A 15,339-nucleotide genomic window follows, 5' to 3' on the forward strand; every position below is an offset into this window, starting at 1 on the left:
TATAGTGTCCGGTGGCTTCTAGCCCTACTTTTACTTTTGATACATCTTCCATTACGGATTCTATTTTCTGATAAAGATCATTGAACCCATCGAGATTGTTTTTGATGGTGAATGTTTTGAAAACAACTTCCCCAACAGAGTTTTTGATAATGCAATCGTGTTTGTCTTTAGCGACATCAATTCCTACATAGATCATATAGAACCTCCCGAAAAATAGTATTGATACTGTTTCAAATCCACAGGGCTCCTTGCAATCGTAACCTACTTCTTGATAAACCGTCATGCGGTAACTAACTGATTAACAAATAAACAAAGAGACTGTGGTTGGAGCCTTTTAAAAACCGTCTATGCGGTAGGAGGTAACAACCAATCCACAGTATCTTAAACAGCATAGTCGAACCTATAGAAAAGGTAAAGAAAGACTATGACTAATACTAATAGTAGGAGGTGTTGTTATGGCTCTCTTTATAGTTTTAATAATATTGCTCGCATCATTTGGAATAGAACAATACAAAGCAGGTCAATGGAGACGAGAGCAACTAAAGAAAGATCCGGGCCCTTGTGATACTTACACTGATTACTTTGGAATGGATAGAGATCGTAAAACGGACGCTATCAGATTTACCGCTCTTGACATGAATGGTGATAGAGTCTTGCAAGACAAACACTTTAAGACAATCAGAAATCTATCTAAAGAAAAAGAAATAGAACAGTTCAATGCTGCGACACCAAAAGCAATAGAAATGGGGCTAAGGGCTGTAGAGCTAGAGCTTTTGCCGTCAGATAAGAAAAAGTATCTTTCGCAATTTCATTTAAGAAAGAAATACAAAGACATTTATACAAAAGCAGATTACATAATCATAAAAGGCAATCGCAATAGAGGAATGGATTTAGTCCATTACTACTATGACTACCAAAGCCAAAAAGTAGTTTGTCCTGCTGACGGATTTGAAAAAAGATTCAATGATCCGTGTGCGCCCAAAGTGAGAAACACTAAATCGTTTCGCCCTGAGTTCCCTGAAAATGTATGTTGGGACGATGTGTTGGCAGAAATTCCTAAGTTACAAGAAGATATCGATGACCACGGACTAAGCATGTGGCAGGTGGTAGCACAAGAGTCTGATTACGGAACATATATTCACGATGGAGGTTATTATGCAAGGTAGATTAGAAAATGAATTAAAGATATTCAATACGATTGAAAACAAATTAAAAGGCTATCCTGACTTTGTTTTTGAATGGTATGAGATTTTAAAGGCATCGGGATGTACGGCGGCAACTTGTAGGGATTATGTTAATAAAATAGGGTTATTGTTAAAGTCAATAGATACTGACATTAAAAACATTCGGATAGCTGATTTAAACCAAGCAAACGTTACTGTTTTTTATTCTGGGATAAGAGTAAAGAAGGATAATAAAGGAAATGAACAACCTACAACTAATTCATATCAAAGAGCATTCTACATGTGCTTAAACAACTTCTTTTCATATCTAAGAAAAAGTGGCAAGTGTGATCAGAACTATATGGATTTAATCGGCCCACCAAAAGCAAAAGATGATAACGTACAAAGAGTAAAAATAACAGCAGATGATTTCAACAAGATACTTCAATATCAAGAATCAAAGACGCCATTCTTATGGTTTAGAGATAACGCTATTTTAATGATACTAATGACAACCGGTATAAGAAGAAGTGCATTATCGTCTATAAATATTTCCGATATTGATTTTGATACCAATGCATTGGTTGTGATAGACAAGGGAGATAAAATACATAAGTATTGTCTTCCTGAGAAAACAATGAACTCTTTGAATAAATGGTTGAGAGTAAGGAACAGCCATATAAAGGATGACACTGACGCATTGTTTATCTCTTTATATGGAAACCGTATTACCTCTATGGATATTTATTCTGCTGTTAAAAAGCATACTTATGATGCTTTGGGTGTAGAATTAAGTCCACATAAATTAAGAGCTGGCTTCTGTTCTATCATGTACGAACAAACGGGAGATATCGAAAAGGTTAGACGTATCGTAGGACACAAGCAGGTTTCTACCACACAGAAATATGTGGTAACTGACAATAAAGAGAAAGAAGAAGCTGCAGATATAATGGAATTCTTGCTCAATTAGTCTTATAATAGACATTAGACGTAGTTATAGGGAGGTGTTTCAAAATGACAGTAGATGAAGCTTATCAAAAGATAGAACAGCAAAGAGAAAAAAAAGATAAACGAGTTGTAGACTTAAATCGTAACATTATCTTTGACCACAAGGAACAAGGTATAGAATGTATACAAAGTATTTCTGGCTGTGAACACGATATTGCAGAACAAATATATGAATTATACCATAACAAGATTGAGGAAATCAGAAATAAAAAAGCTGAAGAGAAAGCCCAGAAGCAACAGTATATCCCTAAATGCCCTACTTGCGGATCCCCAGATATTAAAAAGATAACTGGTGGTAAACGTTGGATTACAACCGGGATTTTTGGTCTTGGCAGTTCTAACCTTGGCAAGACAATGGAATGTAATAATTGCGGTTATAAATGGTAAGCGAGATAAGTTAATTTATTATAGTGTTTTACCCACCTAGGAGTCGATTCTAGGTGGGTTTCTTTATGTTCTCGATAAAATTCCATTCACAAAATAAAACCGCCTTAAATCGCCAAATTCGCTCTTTAATTTTTTTTAAGAGTGACTCTTGCCATAACGCAAAATAGTCTGTTATAGTTCTTTCAGCTGATAATGATAAGGAGAAGGTTATGGGGGCACCGACTAAATATTCTGTAAGAGAAAACTATCTGTCATTTATTTCTAACTACATTGAGGAACAAGTAGAGTTCAGAAACATAAGGTTTATAGAGACTGAAGGCAAGGTATGCCACATATACGTAAGAGACATGGACCGCTTTGATACCTATATGACTTTATCATCGCTTAAAGAGCAGCTACCAGATAATCAATTTGCTCAAATAAATCGCTCTTGTATTGTGGCGATTGATGAAATTTCTGCCGTAGAAAATGAAACCATTCTCATGTATGACGGCTCTAGGCTCAGGATAACGCCCAATCATTTAAAAGACGTTGCCACAGCACATCAAAAATACGTTTCCCAATTCCACAAAAAGAAAACTTCACAAGAGATAACAAAGGAAATAGAGAAGTATCACTTGCTTGACATATCTCCGGTTCCTCGCTGTGTAATAGAGATGTACTTTGACGGGGATAAACCTATGGATTTCAAGTTTCACTATGTTAACGACGCTATAGTTAAATTGTTTGGAAAAGAAAAGAAAGAAGATCTTCTGGGGAAGACCTTTAGAGAGGCTTTTTCTAAGATAAATGAGAAGTGGCTTGACTTCTATGCCCCAACGGCCTTATACGGAACGCCTAGACGAGTAGTAATAGACAGCACCGAGATACAAAAGGAACTGTATGTAAGGGCCTACCAGCCGTTCTATGGATACGTAGTATCAATCATGCAAGACATTAGCTTAATGGAAGAGGCTTTAGAAAGAAGAGAGGAGTTCTGATGGATACTAAAATAATGCTAAGTTTTATGCAAAAGTTATATAATTGTGCATACGGGAATGGCATTCTTACAGCACATTTAAGAACAACAGACGATGTTTTAGACATAGACACGGCATTTACGGTTGATCATTGGGAACTAAGCGCCAACAAAGAGAGCATGACACTATACGGTGAGGATGATATGAAGGTTGTTTTTAACCCCCAATATTTAACAAAAGCCTCTGTAGAGGGAGATGATTTTGTATTCAATACCGGGAACGTGGAAATGGTTGTAGGATTTATTTAGAAGGCTGAGATGTAGTATATCTCGGTCTTTATTTTATTTCTACACTAGAAGAAATTAAAAGTGATTTACAAAAGAATAATGACAAGCTATAATATGTGTAAACAGCTTGAGCAAAATAAAATAAGAGTCATTCAGCTTGGCGGCTAGACTCTCATTTTACCTAATGTAGACGCATCTAAGCGTCCTATATATAGTCCCGACCAGAGTGGATATGATCGGCAGCTAATCTTATGTAAATATTACATCATCATTGTGCTATTGTCAATTGTTAATATTTACATCTGTAAAATAAAGGAAAGCCACAGCGATAAGCCGCGGCTTCCTGAAAGTACCAGTGGATAGACAGAAGTCATCCGCTAATATCTTCCCACGCAAGATGATATTAACGGTTAATGGCGTTTCTGTCAAGCGGAGACCTTCTATCTTCGCAATTATCCCACAAAGCACTTTCAATATGAGAGTGGATAACAGAATAGCGTTTAACGACCACTACAAAAATGGACGCGGTATGGCTCGCCTAAATAGTAAAGAAGCCCGGACTCGTGATGATCGTCCTTGTCATAACTTGCTCGTCATAGGGGTGGAAAGCGCAAACCCTAATAAAATAAATATCGGCTTGGAGGATGAAATGCTTATAAAAAAGGGATCCGTAACCATTTGAGAATTGGGAGCATTGATTCAAGGTTATGGGCCAACTGAGATGTTGGCAAGTCAAGGGCTATACTGAGATACGGAAACATCAATCCGACGGGTAATACAGTGTAATGACTTTTTCTACACGAACGTAGGGAAAGTCTGCCTAAAAGCCGTTGCATTATCCTCGGGGTAAAAAATGAAATGAAAGGAAATAGAAAATATGGAAGAAATAAAACTGTACCGAAGAGAAATAAAGCCTATGCACTACGAACATGGCACGCAAGGGTTTTCACCAAGATCTGGTCCTATAGATGGCTATGATTTTTGGTACCCTGAGGACAAAGAAAACTGGCTTAGGAAAGAGTTAGAGCCGGAGTTAGAAAAACATCATGGATGGATTGAGCTAACTTTCAAAGAAAGATATGTTGATTATGGCGATAAATATATCATATGCAATGCAGAAGACTTCCCCAAAGAATGCTAAAAACTATAAATAGCACTAGCAATAATTAACAGTAAATGATATAATTTAGAAAGCGAGGTACTTGAGATGCTAACAGAAAGAGAAAGGCTAAGAGCGTTGTTTGGGAATATTAAAAACCATCCCTGGGACGTCATCCCACAATTCAAATTAGAAAAAGAAGATGCGGAGGTTCTGCTCAATGCCACAAAAGAAATGCAATCAGAATTGCTTAGAGTGCAAGCTGCCGAAGTGCATTCATGATATACATGATCAACATGCCTATGTCAGAGAAAACTATGAAAAGATAAGGCATGCAGAGTACTACAAAAAGCATAGAAGAGTGTAAGAAGGTGATTCTTTGATTTGTGATAAAGATTGTTTTAACTGCAAATATCCTGATTGTATTGTTGATGTAATCAGCAACGCTGAGATTAATTACACACGAGATTATAACAGACAGTATAGGCTAAAGAATAAGAAGTACTCTCGAGAGTATTACAGAAAATACAGAGAGGACAACAAAGAAAGATTAAAAGCAAACCACAAAAAATATTATGAGGCCCACAAAGAAGAGATTTCTGCCAAGCGAAAAGCACAGAGATTAGAGGCACATAGTACTTGCACTTTTTGTGGCAAGGAATGGAGCGGAACAGCAATCATGTATAAACGTAAAGCTTTTTGTGACGGTGATTGTTTATATGGCTGGTTAAACGCTCAAGGGTTAATAAAGGTTGTAGAGAGGGGTTGTTGATATGAAATGCAAGCATAATGATTGTTTAACCTGTCCTTATCCAGATTGCATTTACGAGAAAGCAAAAGAGACAGGCAAAGCACCAAAGAGAACTCATCCTCGCAGTGGGTATTGGGCCGCCTATTACGAGAAAAACAAAGAGAGAATAAAAAAGAGAATGCTTGAACGATACTATAACAACAAAGAGAAGTACAGCGAATATAAAAAGGCTAAGTACCAGAGAGATAAGTTTAAGGGGGCGGTTTAAATGATATGGGGGTTACAACGCCGCAATAAACATCTTAAACAGAGGGCTGTCACTAGCCTAAGATAGTGGCGAATAGGGTAGGGCATACCCGAATCTACGCTTGTGGACACAATGTAAGACGTTGAACCTTTTAGGTCAGCGCAATAGTGGAAGAAGCAAGAATCCCACGAATTTATTCGTGGGAGTGTCAAAGCAGGGCAGATTTCAAGATACATGGACGAGAATAGGGGGAGCCACAATGAAATGCGAGATATGCCACCAAGAGATTGAGGGAAGGTACATAAAGTACAAAGACCATTTCTTTTGTAGGCAGGACAACGACCAATGCTTTAAAGAATGGTTGTATGACCAAACGGACGGGAGCGACGATATCGAGTATGGCCCTATTGCCGCCGGAGAAAAAGAACCGCTTCCCGAATGGAGCGAGGAATACTTGAATAGTTTAGGCATGGGCCTAAGAGATTTTTTTTAGGAGGGAATATGAAACTACGCAGAAAAGAATTCTATATATGGCACGATGTAATAAATCTAATACCCACAATACAGATCGTAGTAAATCAGTGGGAATATCCGTTCAAGAACATTGAATTGTCGTTTCACTTCCTGGTATTCCACGCGCGGTTATTATGGGCTTAACTTAGTTACTGGCCATGTATTCCACTTGAGCCATTTGAAGAGAGGGGTAAACAATGAGTAATCACGATTGTAATAAATGTCGCTGGGCTACATGGGATTGTTTTGAATACTACAACACCCGTAAAAAGCAATGGTTCGTAGACGGATGCAAGAAAGAGCAAACCGAGGATGATTGTACGGAATACGAAGAGAGGGAAGAGGAATGACAAGAGAAGTGATTGTTAGGGATATAAATGGTTACGAAGGCTTATATTCTATTGATATTTTTGGAAATGTAATAAATCTCAAAAGCAATAGAGAAGTTAAGCAACAGAAGAATAAATTTGGATATATGAGTGTTTCGTTATACAAAGATAAAGAACAAAAGCAATATAGAGTACATCGACTAGTAGCTGAAACATTTATACCTAATCCTCAGAACAAAGAACAGGTTAATCATATAGACGGAATTAAAACGCATAATGTTGTATGGAATCTTGAATGGACTACATCAAAAGAAAATAATATCCATGCAAGCGATACAGGTCTAGTTCATAAAGCAAGAAAAGTTAAGATAGTAGAAACGGGAGAAATATATAGTTCTCTTGGAAGTTGTGCGAGAGCAATTAATGGTAATGCAGGAGATATATCAAGATGTATTCATTCAAGAGGAACTAAAACACATAAAGGTTATACCTTTGAAGAGGTGGAATAAATGGGAATGTCAAGAGAAGAAGCAATAAGTTTGTTGACGCAAGTAAATCACATATTGGTTAATAGTAATTCGTGGCTTGAAAACACGCACGAACCATTAAATATAGCCTTTGATATGGCAATCAAAGCACTAGAGCAAGAGCCGATCACTAAGAATGATTTAGAAGATGATGCAGTAAGCAGACAGGCAATAAACGGATATATAGATTATATCCTCAGTCATGGGATGGGGAAAAAGAAGTCATTTGATTTTATCAAAAAGTTTGTGGCTAATTTGCCCTCAGTAACACCACAAGAGCCAAGAAAAGGACATTGGGAGCATGGAAAAGAACTAGGCAGAGAATACCAAGGAAAAACACTTGTAGATATTACTTATGAGGATTGGCATTGTAGTAATTGTCATTGTGTTATAGAACAATCAAGCAAGCCTAAATGGAGTTATTGCCCTAATTGTGGGGCAAAGATGGATAGAGCAGAACGTGAGGGATAAGGAATGACAAGAAAGATAGCATTACATTGTATGAAATCCGCAAGTGAGTTAGAGCGTGAATTATGCGAAGAATGTCCAATATACGGTCAGACAGGATGTGACCATTGCTATGATGATGCTTTGCAGTATGTTATCGGAATGTTAGAGCAATATCCTACGCTTGACAAGATAAGAGCCGAGATTATCGAGTTGAGAAGTAAACAGAATGGGGTGGGTAATGATGAAATGTAGACACATGCCACGAAAAGCCTATAAATACCCTTGTACCGATTGCGAAAACAAAGATTCAAGTAAATGCAAAGAATTTGGCGGCAAAGAGCCTATAACTTGCGAGGCTTGTCATTGGTATTGCGGAATTGACAAAACAGTTTGTTACAAAAGGAGAGGGCATAACATTAGAACTTGCGAAAATTTTGAGTGGAATTGATGAGGTGAGGACATGACAAGAGAAGAGAAAGAAAGGCTTTTAGCAGAGATAGAAAATCAATACAAATGGTTAATGACGAAAAGCCCGACTATATACATGATAGATATTGCGTTTGACGCAATCAGAAAAGCGGTAAGAGATGAAGCCTCAAAAGAACAACTAGAGCCGAGATGGATTCCTGTTAGCGAAAAGCTTCCTAACGATAGAGATTGGTATTTGGGTATATTTAAAGAAGCTGATACAGGTTGGATAAATCCTTTACCTTTCATTTGCGTTTATATGGGGCTTGAAACTATGGCAACTACAAAAGAACATTGGATATTACGAGGATTTACAGATAGAGATGTTAGAGATTGCGATTATTATTTCAATCTTGAATGCGTAGCATGGATGCCATTACCAGAGGCAGAAAGTGAGGATAAGGAATGAGTAAATCAATTTTAACAATAGACACTCCTAAAGGATGCGTTTTTTGCCCATTAGCAAAAATGCATGGTTTTAATGCGTTCCACAACTATTCGGTGAAACAAGAATGTGTAATGGATAGACAACCGTATATGGGGATAACTTGTCCGTTTTGTAATGGCATTAGGTATATTTACAACTTAACAGATGATGAAGTGCTGACATACAAATATAAGGAATGTCCATTAAAAGAAAGTGAGGATAAGGGATGAAAATACACGACAAGTTTGTTATCGAATTGAGAGAAGTTATCAAAGGCTATGGGAATGACCCTACAGTACAAGACCCTTGTAAATTTCCTTGCGACTATAAGTTTTACGAGATAGGCGGTGTGGCAATCTGCGAAGAAAGTTTCAAGAAGATGAAACCACTTGAAAGTGAAATCAATGCGGTGCTTGACAAGCTAAGAGCCGAGATAAAAGCAAAAATCGAACAAGAAGATTTTGCACGTTCTGTATTTCGCCATGAAGAAAAAGAAACTGCTAAAGCAGAACAATGTACTGGCAGTATTTTTGCTTACAAAAATGTACTTAAACTTATTGACAAATACAAGTCAGAAAGCGAGGTAGAAGATGGGAATGATTGAAAAGCACGAGCTGACCTTATCATTCAATACATCAGAAGAATTATGGCAGTTTGCTAAAGAACATCAAGATAAGGTTGTAGGTATGGTGGATTATAAGATTAACAAATGGGAACAGACAGATGGGAATGACGATTGATGAATTAAAACAACAGCTATTCAAGTTATCTTTTGCTTTGGATAGTCAGAGCGCAGGAAAAGATTATGTGGCTTTGAGAGATACACATTATAGAAATCAAAAGTGGTTACATGACCATGATTTACAAGAGGAATACTATCAATATTTTATTACGAAGATATGAGGGCAGAAGATGGGAATGATGATTGAGAACAGTATTGAAACATTAACATCTATTTTAGACGAGGCAACAGAGAGTGAAGATTCTGTTTGCTATGTTACTTCCGCAGATGCAGGGTCATTAAAGCTGGCAATAGAAACCATGCGCCAGTATCAGAAGATACAAGCCTATATGAAGAAGTTAGAGAAAAACGGACAATATGGCACTCTAAGAAAGCTAAAAATAGTGATAGGAGAGGTAGAAGATGGCAAAGCATGAATATGTAGACATAGAACGAGTATTAGATGAAATTAGATGTATGGATAATGACGGATGTATAACACGTTCAACAAACCATATATGCGAAGATATACAGACAATATCAACGTTCACCGAGCAGGAAATAGTAAAGCCGTATCTTGATAAGTTAAAAAGCGAGATATTGAAAGCAACATGGGATAACTATTATATGCCTGTAAATAAGTTGTCAGCAGATGAAATTTTTGAAATCATAGACAACCTATTAACAGAATAAGGAGATGAGAAATGGGGCTAATTGAAAAAGATCTGGCGTTATCACACCCTTTTGCTAATGGCAAGTATGATCATGAGAACGCCAACATAGACTTTGTATTAGGGCATGAAAGTTACAAAGAATGGTTAGAGACACTTCCCGAAGTGGATTCTGTATCAGCATCAACTTATGAACAGTTGCGTTGGGAAAGGGACGTAGCTCTGACACAGCTCGAAGAACTAGGCAAGGGTCTTGGAGAAAAGACATGGCATTATTGTGCGGCAATGGAAGATCTGCCTAAAAAGCACGATGAATACTTGGTAACGTGGACCGGTTATCTTGGTCATAAAATTACAAAGCCTTTGATTGCTATTCTCGAGTATTCAACCTTTTATGACGAATGGCAAACCCTGGAAATAGAAAAACTAGGATACAGAAATGTAATAGTTCATGCGTGGATGACGTTGCCAAAAGCCTACGGGGAGGTAGATTGAATGAAGGATCTGAAAAAGCTTATTGAGAGTATATACAACGCAGAATATACATATCTTGGATATGATAGAAAGACAACTACAAGTAAGATAATAAGTGACTTCGATGAAAAAGCTGCTGCCAAACAAGCTGCTATATCAAAAGCAGGAGGTGACTGAAATAATGTACAGCAATATTGACATGTGGATAAAACCTTTAGATTCACCTGATGCTACTTATCAAAAACTCGGGAATTGCGAAGTAATCGCGCTTACCTCTGTTGAGGAACCCAAAGAAAGTATTGGTAGTAAGTATTTTGCCTCAGACTCTATTACTATCCCATGCAAGATTAAGAATATAACAAATTTTAAGGCTTTTTGCATATACATGGTATCAGGTAATGATCTGTACTTAAGGTTCCCTAAAAAGCTCAGAAGAAAGAGAGGTTGGAAGTGAGAAACTGTCCTAATTGTGGTGCGCCAATTGACCCTTATATGGTGCATTGCCCATATTGCAATACATATTATTTTGATTTAACTGCATTTGATTGTAGCAAGAAGTGTTTTGTAAAATTCAAGACCAGCATAAACGGTCAGGAGTGCTATGTTACAGCCCTTGCAAAGCCAACATTAGAGGACGCAACGATTGAAAGCAATACGATGGATTGCGTGGATCCTTTTGGAAACAAGTTGGTCAGCTATGCAACAGGTAGAACATGCAACTTACACGCAAACTTTTGTTGCCAGGTAAATCCAGAAGATAAAACACTATTTGTAATAGAGGTCGAAGAATGAAAAATGTAAGTAAGAGAGAACTATTAGCTGAGTATATCCGAAATCAGCTGGAGGCAGAAGACGTAGAAATATACCTGGATGTTGAAGACTACAAGACGATTCTTGAAGAGCTAACGCCAGATGTAAAAGCGGTCGCCATCAAGGATAGCGCCACCGGAAGATACTATGCTGGGTGCAACAAAGAACTAAGCCAGACGTTGTTGGGAGCGCAAATATACAGATCGGCAAAGGCGGCTGAGAATGTAATCAAGAAATCAATAAACTTCCACATAGACAATCCTATAATTGTCAACGTGGAATTAAAAGAAAGGAGTCCCAATGAAGATAACGAAGGCTAAAGGCGAGGGGCAAGGTCAATGCCTTAGATGCAAACAACTCGGGATATGGAACCGCCAATGGATGTCTTTCTTATATGAGATAGAAGGAAAACCGGGAGTTTATTGTAAGAAATGTGTTGACGAACTCAGATACATAGAACAGAAGGAGAGCAGAGACCGTTTTAAGACATGAGCACTATAAGTGCGATCATGATGGCTCAAATACTAGAAGAAATTAAAAGAGAGGGGAGTCTGTATGCTAGAAGTAACAATGATATATATTGTATTCAGCGTAATAGCGGGGCTGATATTCAGATGGTTGGATCGGAGGTGAACAAAGAGGTGTCGAGAATGATTAAACATTTCATGATTTTGAGTAGTTCATACTCATCAGGCACGAGAATTGCGTTGCATTATGTCATTGATGAGCAGACGACCCCTGAAATGTTGACAGCTGAAGTGAAAAAAATCAAAGATGCTTGTGGCGAAACAGTTTCAATTTCGACACATTATGTTGAAACGGATTCTGACAAATGGGGTTCGGTGCCGGATAAGGATGCTTTTTTTGCAGGGGTCAAGGTTGTTGATACGCTTGATGAGTTTGTGAAACTAATTTCTAAAGATCGAGTTTTAAAAGGCATTGATATTGCAAAATATATCCTTTCAGTACGGAAGTGTACGCATTTGGAATTGGAAAAATTAGTGTATATGTGTTATGCAGATTATCTTTGTGCTACCCAGAGGAAACTTTTTGAAGATAAGATATTTGCATTTAAATACGGACCGGTAGTTGAATCTGTTTATGAAGCATATAAGGGCATGAAGGAGATTGAAGAATGTGCTGATGATACACATCTAGAAGAAGATTATGCTAAAATGCCAGCACGAAGCAGGATTTTGTTTGCAGAGGACGGTATTGGTAAAATTGACCATATTGATGCGACTTTAAAACGATTCAGCGGTTTATCTGCAAGTGAACTTGTAGATATAACTCATGTTAAGGGAGGACCGTGGGATTCGGTAAATAAGGATGAACAGTATGCTGAAATATCAGATAGAATCATCCTGGGGCTATGATACAGCCAATGACGAATGGTTAGATAGGATAGACAAGATAAGAGCCGAGATTGAGCAGAACGCATATCCAATAGTACACGGAGTTAATAGTCACGAAAAAGGCATGACATTGTATGGAATATTACAGATTATCGACAAGTATAAGGCAGAAAGCGAGGGTAAAGAATGACAAAACAAGTATATGACGATTTGAAAGAACTTGAAGCAACTTATAAAAAACTATCATGCTCGGTTGCGAGCGCTATGAGTCTTATCGGCTTTGAAAAAAAAGAAATAGCAAACGCCTACGATCAAGTAAGGGCAGAACGAGATATAGCCTTGTCGCAGCTCAAAGAAATAGGGAAGTGCCTTGGCGAGAAGATGGACGATGTAAAGCCTGTTATTCATGCTAAATGGGAACTTAGATGTAGAGGCAACAAGTGCACAGATATATATTGCTCTAATTGCAACACTGTGAGAGTTAAGGATTACTCATATAACTCCGCAGGCTACACATTAAAAGAGTTAAGCGAGCTAGATAAGGGAATTAAGGATTTCGCCAAGGAAAATAACTTGAATTACTGTGAAGTTTGTGGGGCGATAATGGATAAGGAGTAAAGAGAGGATTGGAAGTATGGAAAAACCAAACTACATACGGTACGTAGAGTTAAATAAAAGAAAACAAGAAAGAGCAGCTGCCGAAACGGTAATGGCTAGTTGGATGACCGATAGCGAAGCCGTCTCAAAAGAAGTTTTAACAAAGGCAATGCTTTTTGCAATAAATGACATGCACACTATGCAAGCCTGTGAGGATATATTGGGATGAGGAGGATAGATGTTAATAGAGTATTTTATATTAAAGGGGTTTAAAGAAGATAATAGAGGGGAATATGAAGCAACTAGGATAAATTATTTCACTGAATTCCCGAGCGATGAAGAATTCACTAATACCCACGGGTAAGCCCGTGGGATTGACTAAGACCGAAAGGTTTTAGGCGATCCCTTAGTGAGAAGCACAAGGTCTTTGCGACCTACGTTAAGGAAGAATACATAGGTACCATGGGATACCCCACAAGTTCCATGCTCTACGAGGCCGAGTAAACATCTGTCAGGGTAAGGCAGAAGTCGGAGCCATCAAAACCTTCCATTAACATGTGCGATGTGGACCACCTCCGTAAGGAGAGAACCCGGCAGTACTATGGCCGGAGGCGTAAGCCATATTTAGAAAGGAGGCATCAGCGTGGTTGCTGTATTGTCAAAGACCGGCATCAGACTGATGCCCACAACAAACTACAAGGCACGTAAACTCTTAAAAAGTAGACGTGCTGTTATTTATCAGTACAGACCATTCACGATAAGACTTCTTGACCGTGAGGATGGTAATGTACAAATTGTTGAATTCAAGGAGAAACTGTTAAGTAATCGAAAACATAGAAATATGTGAGTAAATATAGACAAATGTGTATAAGGATGGTGATGTTAATTGATTGTAAGTTACAAAACTGAAATCAATCCCACACAAGAACAGATACAGAAGATAAATCAAACAATAGGTACTTGCAGATACATATACAATTTTTATCTTGCCACACAAAAGGAAAGGTATGAACATGGAGAAAAACTTCAATCCGCTATGGATTTTAGCAAGTGGTTAAACAATGATTATCTTTCACAACATGAAGAACTGTCTTGGATAAAAGAAGTTAGTAGTAAATCTGTAAAACAAAGTATTGCAAACGCTTATGGTGCTTATCAGAAATTTTTCAAAAGGCAAAGTAAATTCCCTAAATTCAAGAAAAAGGGAAAGTCGGATGTAAAAATGTACTTTGTAAAGACAGATGCTAAAGCGATTATCCGTTGTGAAAGACATAGGATAAAAATACCTACGCTTGGATGGGTAAGGCTTAAGGAAAAAGGTTATATCCCTACAACTAAAAGCAGTTTAGTAATTAAAAGCGGAACTGTATCTGAAAAGGCAGGAAGATACTATGTATCTGTGTTGATAGATGTTCCTAAAAAAGAAGTTGAGAAAAATACTAATCAAGGGGTAGGAATTGATTTAGGAATAAAGGATTTAGCAATCTGTAGTGATAAACAAGTCTTTGCAAATATAAATAAGTCTAAAGAGGTAAAAAGACTTGAAAAGAAACTAAAACGTGAACAGAGAAGTCTGTCACGTATGTATGAAAATAAAAAGAAAGGAGAGTCTACTCAAAAGAATATACAGAAGCAAAAGAGAAAAGTCCAAAGAATACATCATAGGTTAGATAACATCAGAACAGATTATATCAACAAGGCAATAGCAAAGATAGTGAAAACCAAGCCATCTTATATAACTATTGAAGACTTGAATATATCTGGAATGATGAAAAATAGACATCTTTCAAAAGCAATAAGTCAACAGAAACTATATGAGTTTAGAACTAAAATAACCAATAAGTGCCATCAAAACAATATTGAATTAAGGATTGTAGATAGATGGTTTCCAAGTTCTAAAATCTGCAATTGTTGCGGAAATATAAAGAAAGATTTAAAGCTATCAGACAGAACATATATCTGTGCTTGCCGCTATGTAGCAGACAGAGATTATAACGCAAGTCTTAATCTTAGAGATTGTAAAGACTATCAGATAGCTTAAATAATACAAAACTACCGATGGCTAAGTCGGGAAGTTACGCCTATGGACTATACAA

34 protein-coding genes are annotated in these 15,339 nt (G+C 37.5%); 33 read left to right on the forward strand and 1 reads right to left on the reverse strand.

Annotated features, from left to right (window positions below; translation table 11 throughout):
- Positions 1-196, reverse strand: a 196-nt coding sequence (locus tag BM377_RS04520; RefSeq protein WP_143104457.1) for an IS110 family transposase, incomplete at its 3' end; no start/stop codon positions are given.
- Between the two features lie 259 nt (positions 197-455).
- On the opposite strand from BM377_RS04520, the gene BM377_RS04525 reads away from it, so the two are divergent.
- The 33 genes from BM377_RS04525 to BM377_RS04670 all read left to right on the forward strand — a co-directional run bounded on the left by BM377_RS04525 (position 456) and on the right by BM377_RS04670 (position 15,284).
- Positions 456-1,166 (forward strand): hypothetical protein, encoded by a 711-nt coding sequence (locus BM377_RS04525; RefSeq protein WP_092244390.1) that lies wholly within the window; start codon positions 456-458, stop codon positions 1,164-1,166.
- Positions 1,156-2,133, forward strand: coding sequence for a tyrosine-type recombinase/integrase (locus BM377_RS04530; RefSeq protein ID WP_177223794.1), 978 nt, complete (start codon positions 1,156-1,158; stop codon positions 2,131-2,133). Before BM377_RS04525 ends, BM377_RS04530 begins: the two co-directional genes overlap by 11 nt.
- 44 nt (positions 2,134-2,177) lie before the next feature.
- Entirely contained in the window at positions 2,178-2,558 is a 381-nt protein-coding gene (locus BM377_RS04535) for a hypothetical protein (protein WP_092244396.1), read from the forward strand.
- A 209-nt stretch (positions 2,559-2,767) separates the two neighbouring features.
- Complete coding sequence (locus tag BM377_RS04540; RefSeq protein WP_092244399.1) at positions 2,768-3,538, forward strand: LytTR family DNA-binding domain-containing protein; 771 nt, start codon at positions 2,768-2,770, stop codon at positions 3,536-3,538.
- Complete coding sequence (locus BM377_RS04545) at positions 3,538-3,825, forward strand: hypothetical protein (RefSeq protein ID WP_092244402.1); 288 nt, start codon at positions 3,538-3,540, stop codon at positions 3,823-3,825. Before BM377_RS04540 ends, BM377_RS04545 begins: the two co-directional genes overlap by 1 nt.
- A gap of 856 nt (positions 3,826-4,681) precedes the next feature.
- Positions 4,682-4,945: a hypothetical protein gene (locus BM377_RS04555; RefSeq protein WP_092244408.1), complete on the forward strand. Its 264-nt coding sequence runs from the start codon at positions 4,682-4,684 to the stop codon at positions 4,943-4,945.
- Between the two features lie 66 nt (positions 4,946-5,011).
- Positions 5,012-5,185 (forward strand): hypothetical protein, encoded by a 174-nt coding sequence (locus BM377_RS16290; protein WP_177223795.1) that lies wholly within the window; start codon positions 5,012-5,014, stop codon positions 5,183-5,185.
- A gap of 97 nt (positions 5,186-5,282) precedes the next feature.
- A complete protein-coding gene (locus tag BM377_RS04560; protein ID WP_092244411.1) occupies positions 5,283-5,675 on the forward strand; it encodes a hypothetical protein in 393 nt (130 codons plus the stop codon).
- Between the two features lies 1 nt (position 5,676).
- Positions 5,677-5,922, forward strand: coding sequence for a hypothetical protein (locus BM377_RS04565; RefSeq protein WP_092244414.1), 246 nt, complete (start codon positions 5,677-5,679; stop codon positions 5,920-5,922).
- Positions 5,923-6,160: 238 nt separating this feature from the next.
- Positions 6,161-6,394 (forward strand): hypothetical protein, encoded by a 234-nt coding sequence (locus BM377_RS04570; RefSeq protein WP_092244417.1) that lies wholly within the window; start codon positions 6,161-6,163, stop codon positions 6,392-6,394.
- A gap of 217 nt (positions 6,395-6,611) precedes the next feature.
- Positions 6,612-6,764, forward strand: coding sequence for a hypothetical protein (locus BM377_RS16295; protein WP_177223796.1), 153 nt, complete (start codon positions 6,612-6,614; stop codon positions 6,762-6,764).
- Entirely contained in the window at positions 6,761-7,252 is a 492-nt protein-coding gene (locus tag BM377_RS04575; RefSeq protein ID WP_092244420.1) for an HNH endonuclease, read from the forward strand. Before BM377_RS16295 ends, BM377_RS04575 begins: the two co-directional genes overlap by 4 nt.
- Positions 7,253-7,741 carry a hypothetical protein gene (locus BM377_RS04580; protein WP_092244423.1) on the forward strand — a complete coding sequence of 163 codons (489 nt, stop codon included), beginning with the start codon at positions 7,253-7,255 and terminating at the stop codon, positions 7,739-7,741. It begins immediately after the preceding gene.
- 3 nt (positions 7,742-7,744) lie between these two features.
- Positions 7,745-7,972, forward strand: coding sequence for a hypothetical protein (locus BM377_RS04585; RefSeq protein ID WP_092244427.1), 228 nt, complete (start codon positions 7,745-7,747; stop codon positions 7,970-7,972).
- Positions 7,973-8,180: 208 nt separating this feature from the next.
- Positions 8,181-8,597, forward strand: a complete 417-nt coding sequence (locus tag BM377_RS04590) for a DUF551 domain-containing protein (protein ID WP_092244430.1) — start codon at positions 8,181-8,183, stop codon at positions 8,595-8,597.
- Entirely contained in the window at positions 8,594-8,845 is a 252-nt protein-coding gene (locus BM377_RS04595; RefSeq protein ID WP_092244433.1) for a hypothetical protein, read from the forward strand. Before BM377_RS04590 ends, BM377_RS04595 begins: the two co-directional genes overlap by 4 nt.
- Positions 8,842-9,219 carry a hypothetical protein gene (locus tag BM377_RS04600; RefSeq protein WP_092244435.1) on the forward strand — a complete coding sequence of 126 codons (378 nt, stop codon included), beginning with the start codon at positions 8,842-8,844 and terminating at the stop codon, positions 9,217-9,219. The genes BM377_RS04595 and BM377_RS04600 overlap by 4 nt, the downstream gene beginning before the upstream one ends.
- The gene (locus tag BM377_RS16300) at positions 9,206-9,355 is read left to right on the forward strand and encodes a hypothetical protein (RefSeq protein ID WP_177223797.1); all 150 of its coding nucleotides are present in this window, start codon (positions 9,206-9,208) and stop codon (positions 9,353-9,355) included. Before BM377_RS04600 ends, BM377_RS16300 begins: the two co-directional genes overlap by 14 nt.
- Positions 9,339-9,518, forward strand: a complete 180-nt coding sequence (locus BM377_RS04605) for a hypothetical protein (protein WP_092244437.1) — start codon at positions 9,339-9,341, stop codon at positions 9,516-9,518. The genes BM377_RS16300 and BM377_RS04605 overlap by 17 nt, the downstream gene beginning before the upstream one ends.
- Positions 9,519-9,527: 9 nt before the next feature.
- On the forward strand, positions 9,528-9,773 hold the full coding sequence (locus BM377_RS04610) for a hypothetical protein (RefSeq protein ID WP_092244439.1): 246 nt from the start codon (positions 9,528-9,530) through the stop codon (positions 9,771-9,773).
- Positions 9,760-10,029 carry a hypothetical protein gene (locus BM377_RS04615; protein ID WP_092244443.1) on the forward strand — a complete coding sequence of 90 codons (270 nt, stop codon included), beginning with the start codon at positions 9,760-9,762 and terminating at the stop codon, positions 10,027-10,029. Before BM377_RS04610 ends, BM377_RS04615 begins: the two co-directional genes overlap by 14 nt.
- Positions 10,030-10,040: 11 nt before the next feature.
- Positions 10,041-10,502 carry a hypothetical protein gene (locus BM377_RS04620; protein WP_092244446.1) on the forward strand — a complete coding sequence of 154 codons (462 nt, stop codon included), beginning with the start codon at positions 10,041-10,043 and terminating at the stop codon, positions 10,500-10,502.
- Complete coding sequence (locus BM377_RS16305) at positions 10,503-10,658, forward strand: hypothetical protein (RefSeq protein WP_177223798.1); 156 nt, start codon at positions 10,503-10,505, stop codon at positions 10,656-10,658.
- Positions 10,659-10,662: 4 nt separating this feature from the next.
- Positions 10,663-10,935 carry a hypothetical protein gene (locus BM377_RS04625; protein WP_092244449.1) on the forward strand — a complete coding sequence of 91 codons (273 nt, stop codon included), beginning with the start codon at positions 10,663-10,665 and terminating at the stop codon, positions 10,933-10,935.
- Positions 10,932-11,273 carry a zinc ribbon domain-containing protein gene (locus BM377_RS04630; protein WP_092244452.1) on the forward strand — a complete coding sequence of 114 codons (342 nt, stop codon included), beginning with the start codon at positions 10,932-10,934 and terminating at the stop codon, positions 11,271-11,273. The genes BM377_RS04625 and BM377_RS04630 overlap by 4 nt, the downstream gene beginning before the upstream one ends.
- Entirely contained in the window at positions 11,270-11,611 is a 342-nt protein-coding gene (locus tag BM377_RS04635) for a hypothetical protein (RefSeq protein ID WP_092244455.1), read from the forward strand. Before BM377_RS04630 ends, BM377_RS04635 begins: the two co-directional genes overlap by 4 nt.
- A 168-nt stretch (positions 11,612-11,779) precedes the next feature.
- Complete coding sequence (locus BM377_RS04645) at positions 11,780-12,667, forward strand: Panacea domain-containing protein (protein WP_092244461.1); 888 nt, start codon at positions 11,780-11,782, stop codon at positions 12,665-12,667.
- Positions 12,630-12,836, forward strand: coding sequence for a hypothetical protein (locus BM377_RS04650; RefSeq protein ID WP_092244464.1), 207 nt, complete (start codon positions 12,630-12,632; stop codon positions 12,834-12,836). Before BM377_RS04645 ends, BM377_RS04650 begins: the two co-directional genes overlap by 38 nt.
- Positions 12,833-13,264 carry a hypothetical protein gene (locus BM377_RS04655; protein WP_092244468.1) on the forward strand — a complete coding sequence of 144 codons (432 nt, stop codon included), beginning with the start codon at positions 12,833-12,835 and terminating at the stop codon, positions 13,262-13,264. The genes BM377_RS04650 and BM377_RS04655 overlap by 4 nt, the downstream gene beginning before the upstream one ends.
- Positions 13,265-13,280: 16 nt before the next feature.
- Positions 13,281-13,472: a hypothetical protein gene (locus tag BM377_RS04660; RefSeq protein WP_092244471.1), complete on the forward strand. Its 192-nt coding sequence runs from the start codon at positions 13,281-13,283 to the stop codon at positions 13,470-13,472.
- 9 nt (positions 13,473-13,481) lie between these two features.
- Positions 13,482-13,607: a hypothetical protein gene (locus tag BM377_RS16615; protein WP_278289935.1), complete on the forward strand. Its 126-nt coding sequence runs from the start codon at positions 13,482-13,484 to the stop codon at positions 13,605-13,607.
- 279 nt (positions 13,608-13,886) lie between these two features.
- Positions 13,887-14,090 (forward strand): RRXRR domain-containing protein, encoded by a 204-nt coding sequence (locus BM377_RS04665; protein WP_092244474.1) that lies wholly within the window; start codon positions 13,887-13,889, stop codon positions 14,088-14,090.
- A gap of 39 nt (positions 14,091-14,129) precedes the next feature.
- Positions 14,130-15,284, forward strand: coding sequence for an RNA-guided endonuclease InsQ/TnpB family protein (locus BM377_RS04670; protein ID WP_092244477.1), 1,155 nt, complete (start codon positions 14,130-14,132; stop codon positions 15,282-15,284).
- Positions 15,285-15,339 lie beyond the last annotated feature (55 nt).

Origin of the sequence: Butyrivibrio sp. INlla21, from assembly GCF_900116875.1 — a bacterium.
Taxonomy (GTDB): Bacteria; Bacillota; Clostridia; order Lachnospirales; family Lachnospiraceae; genus Butyrivibrio.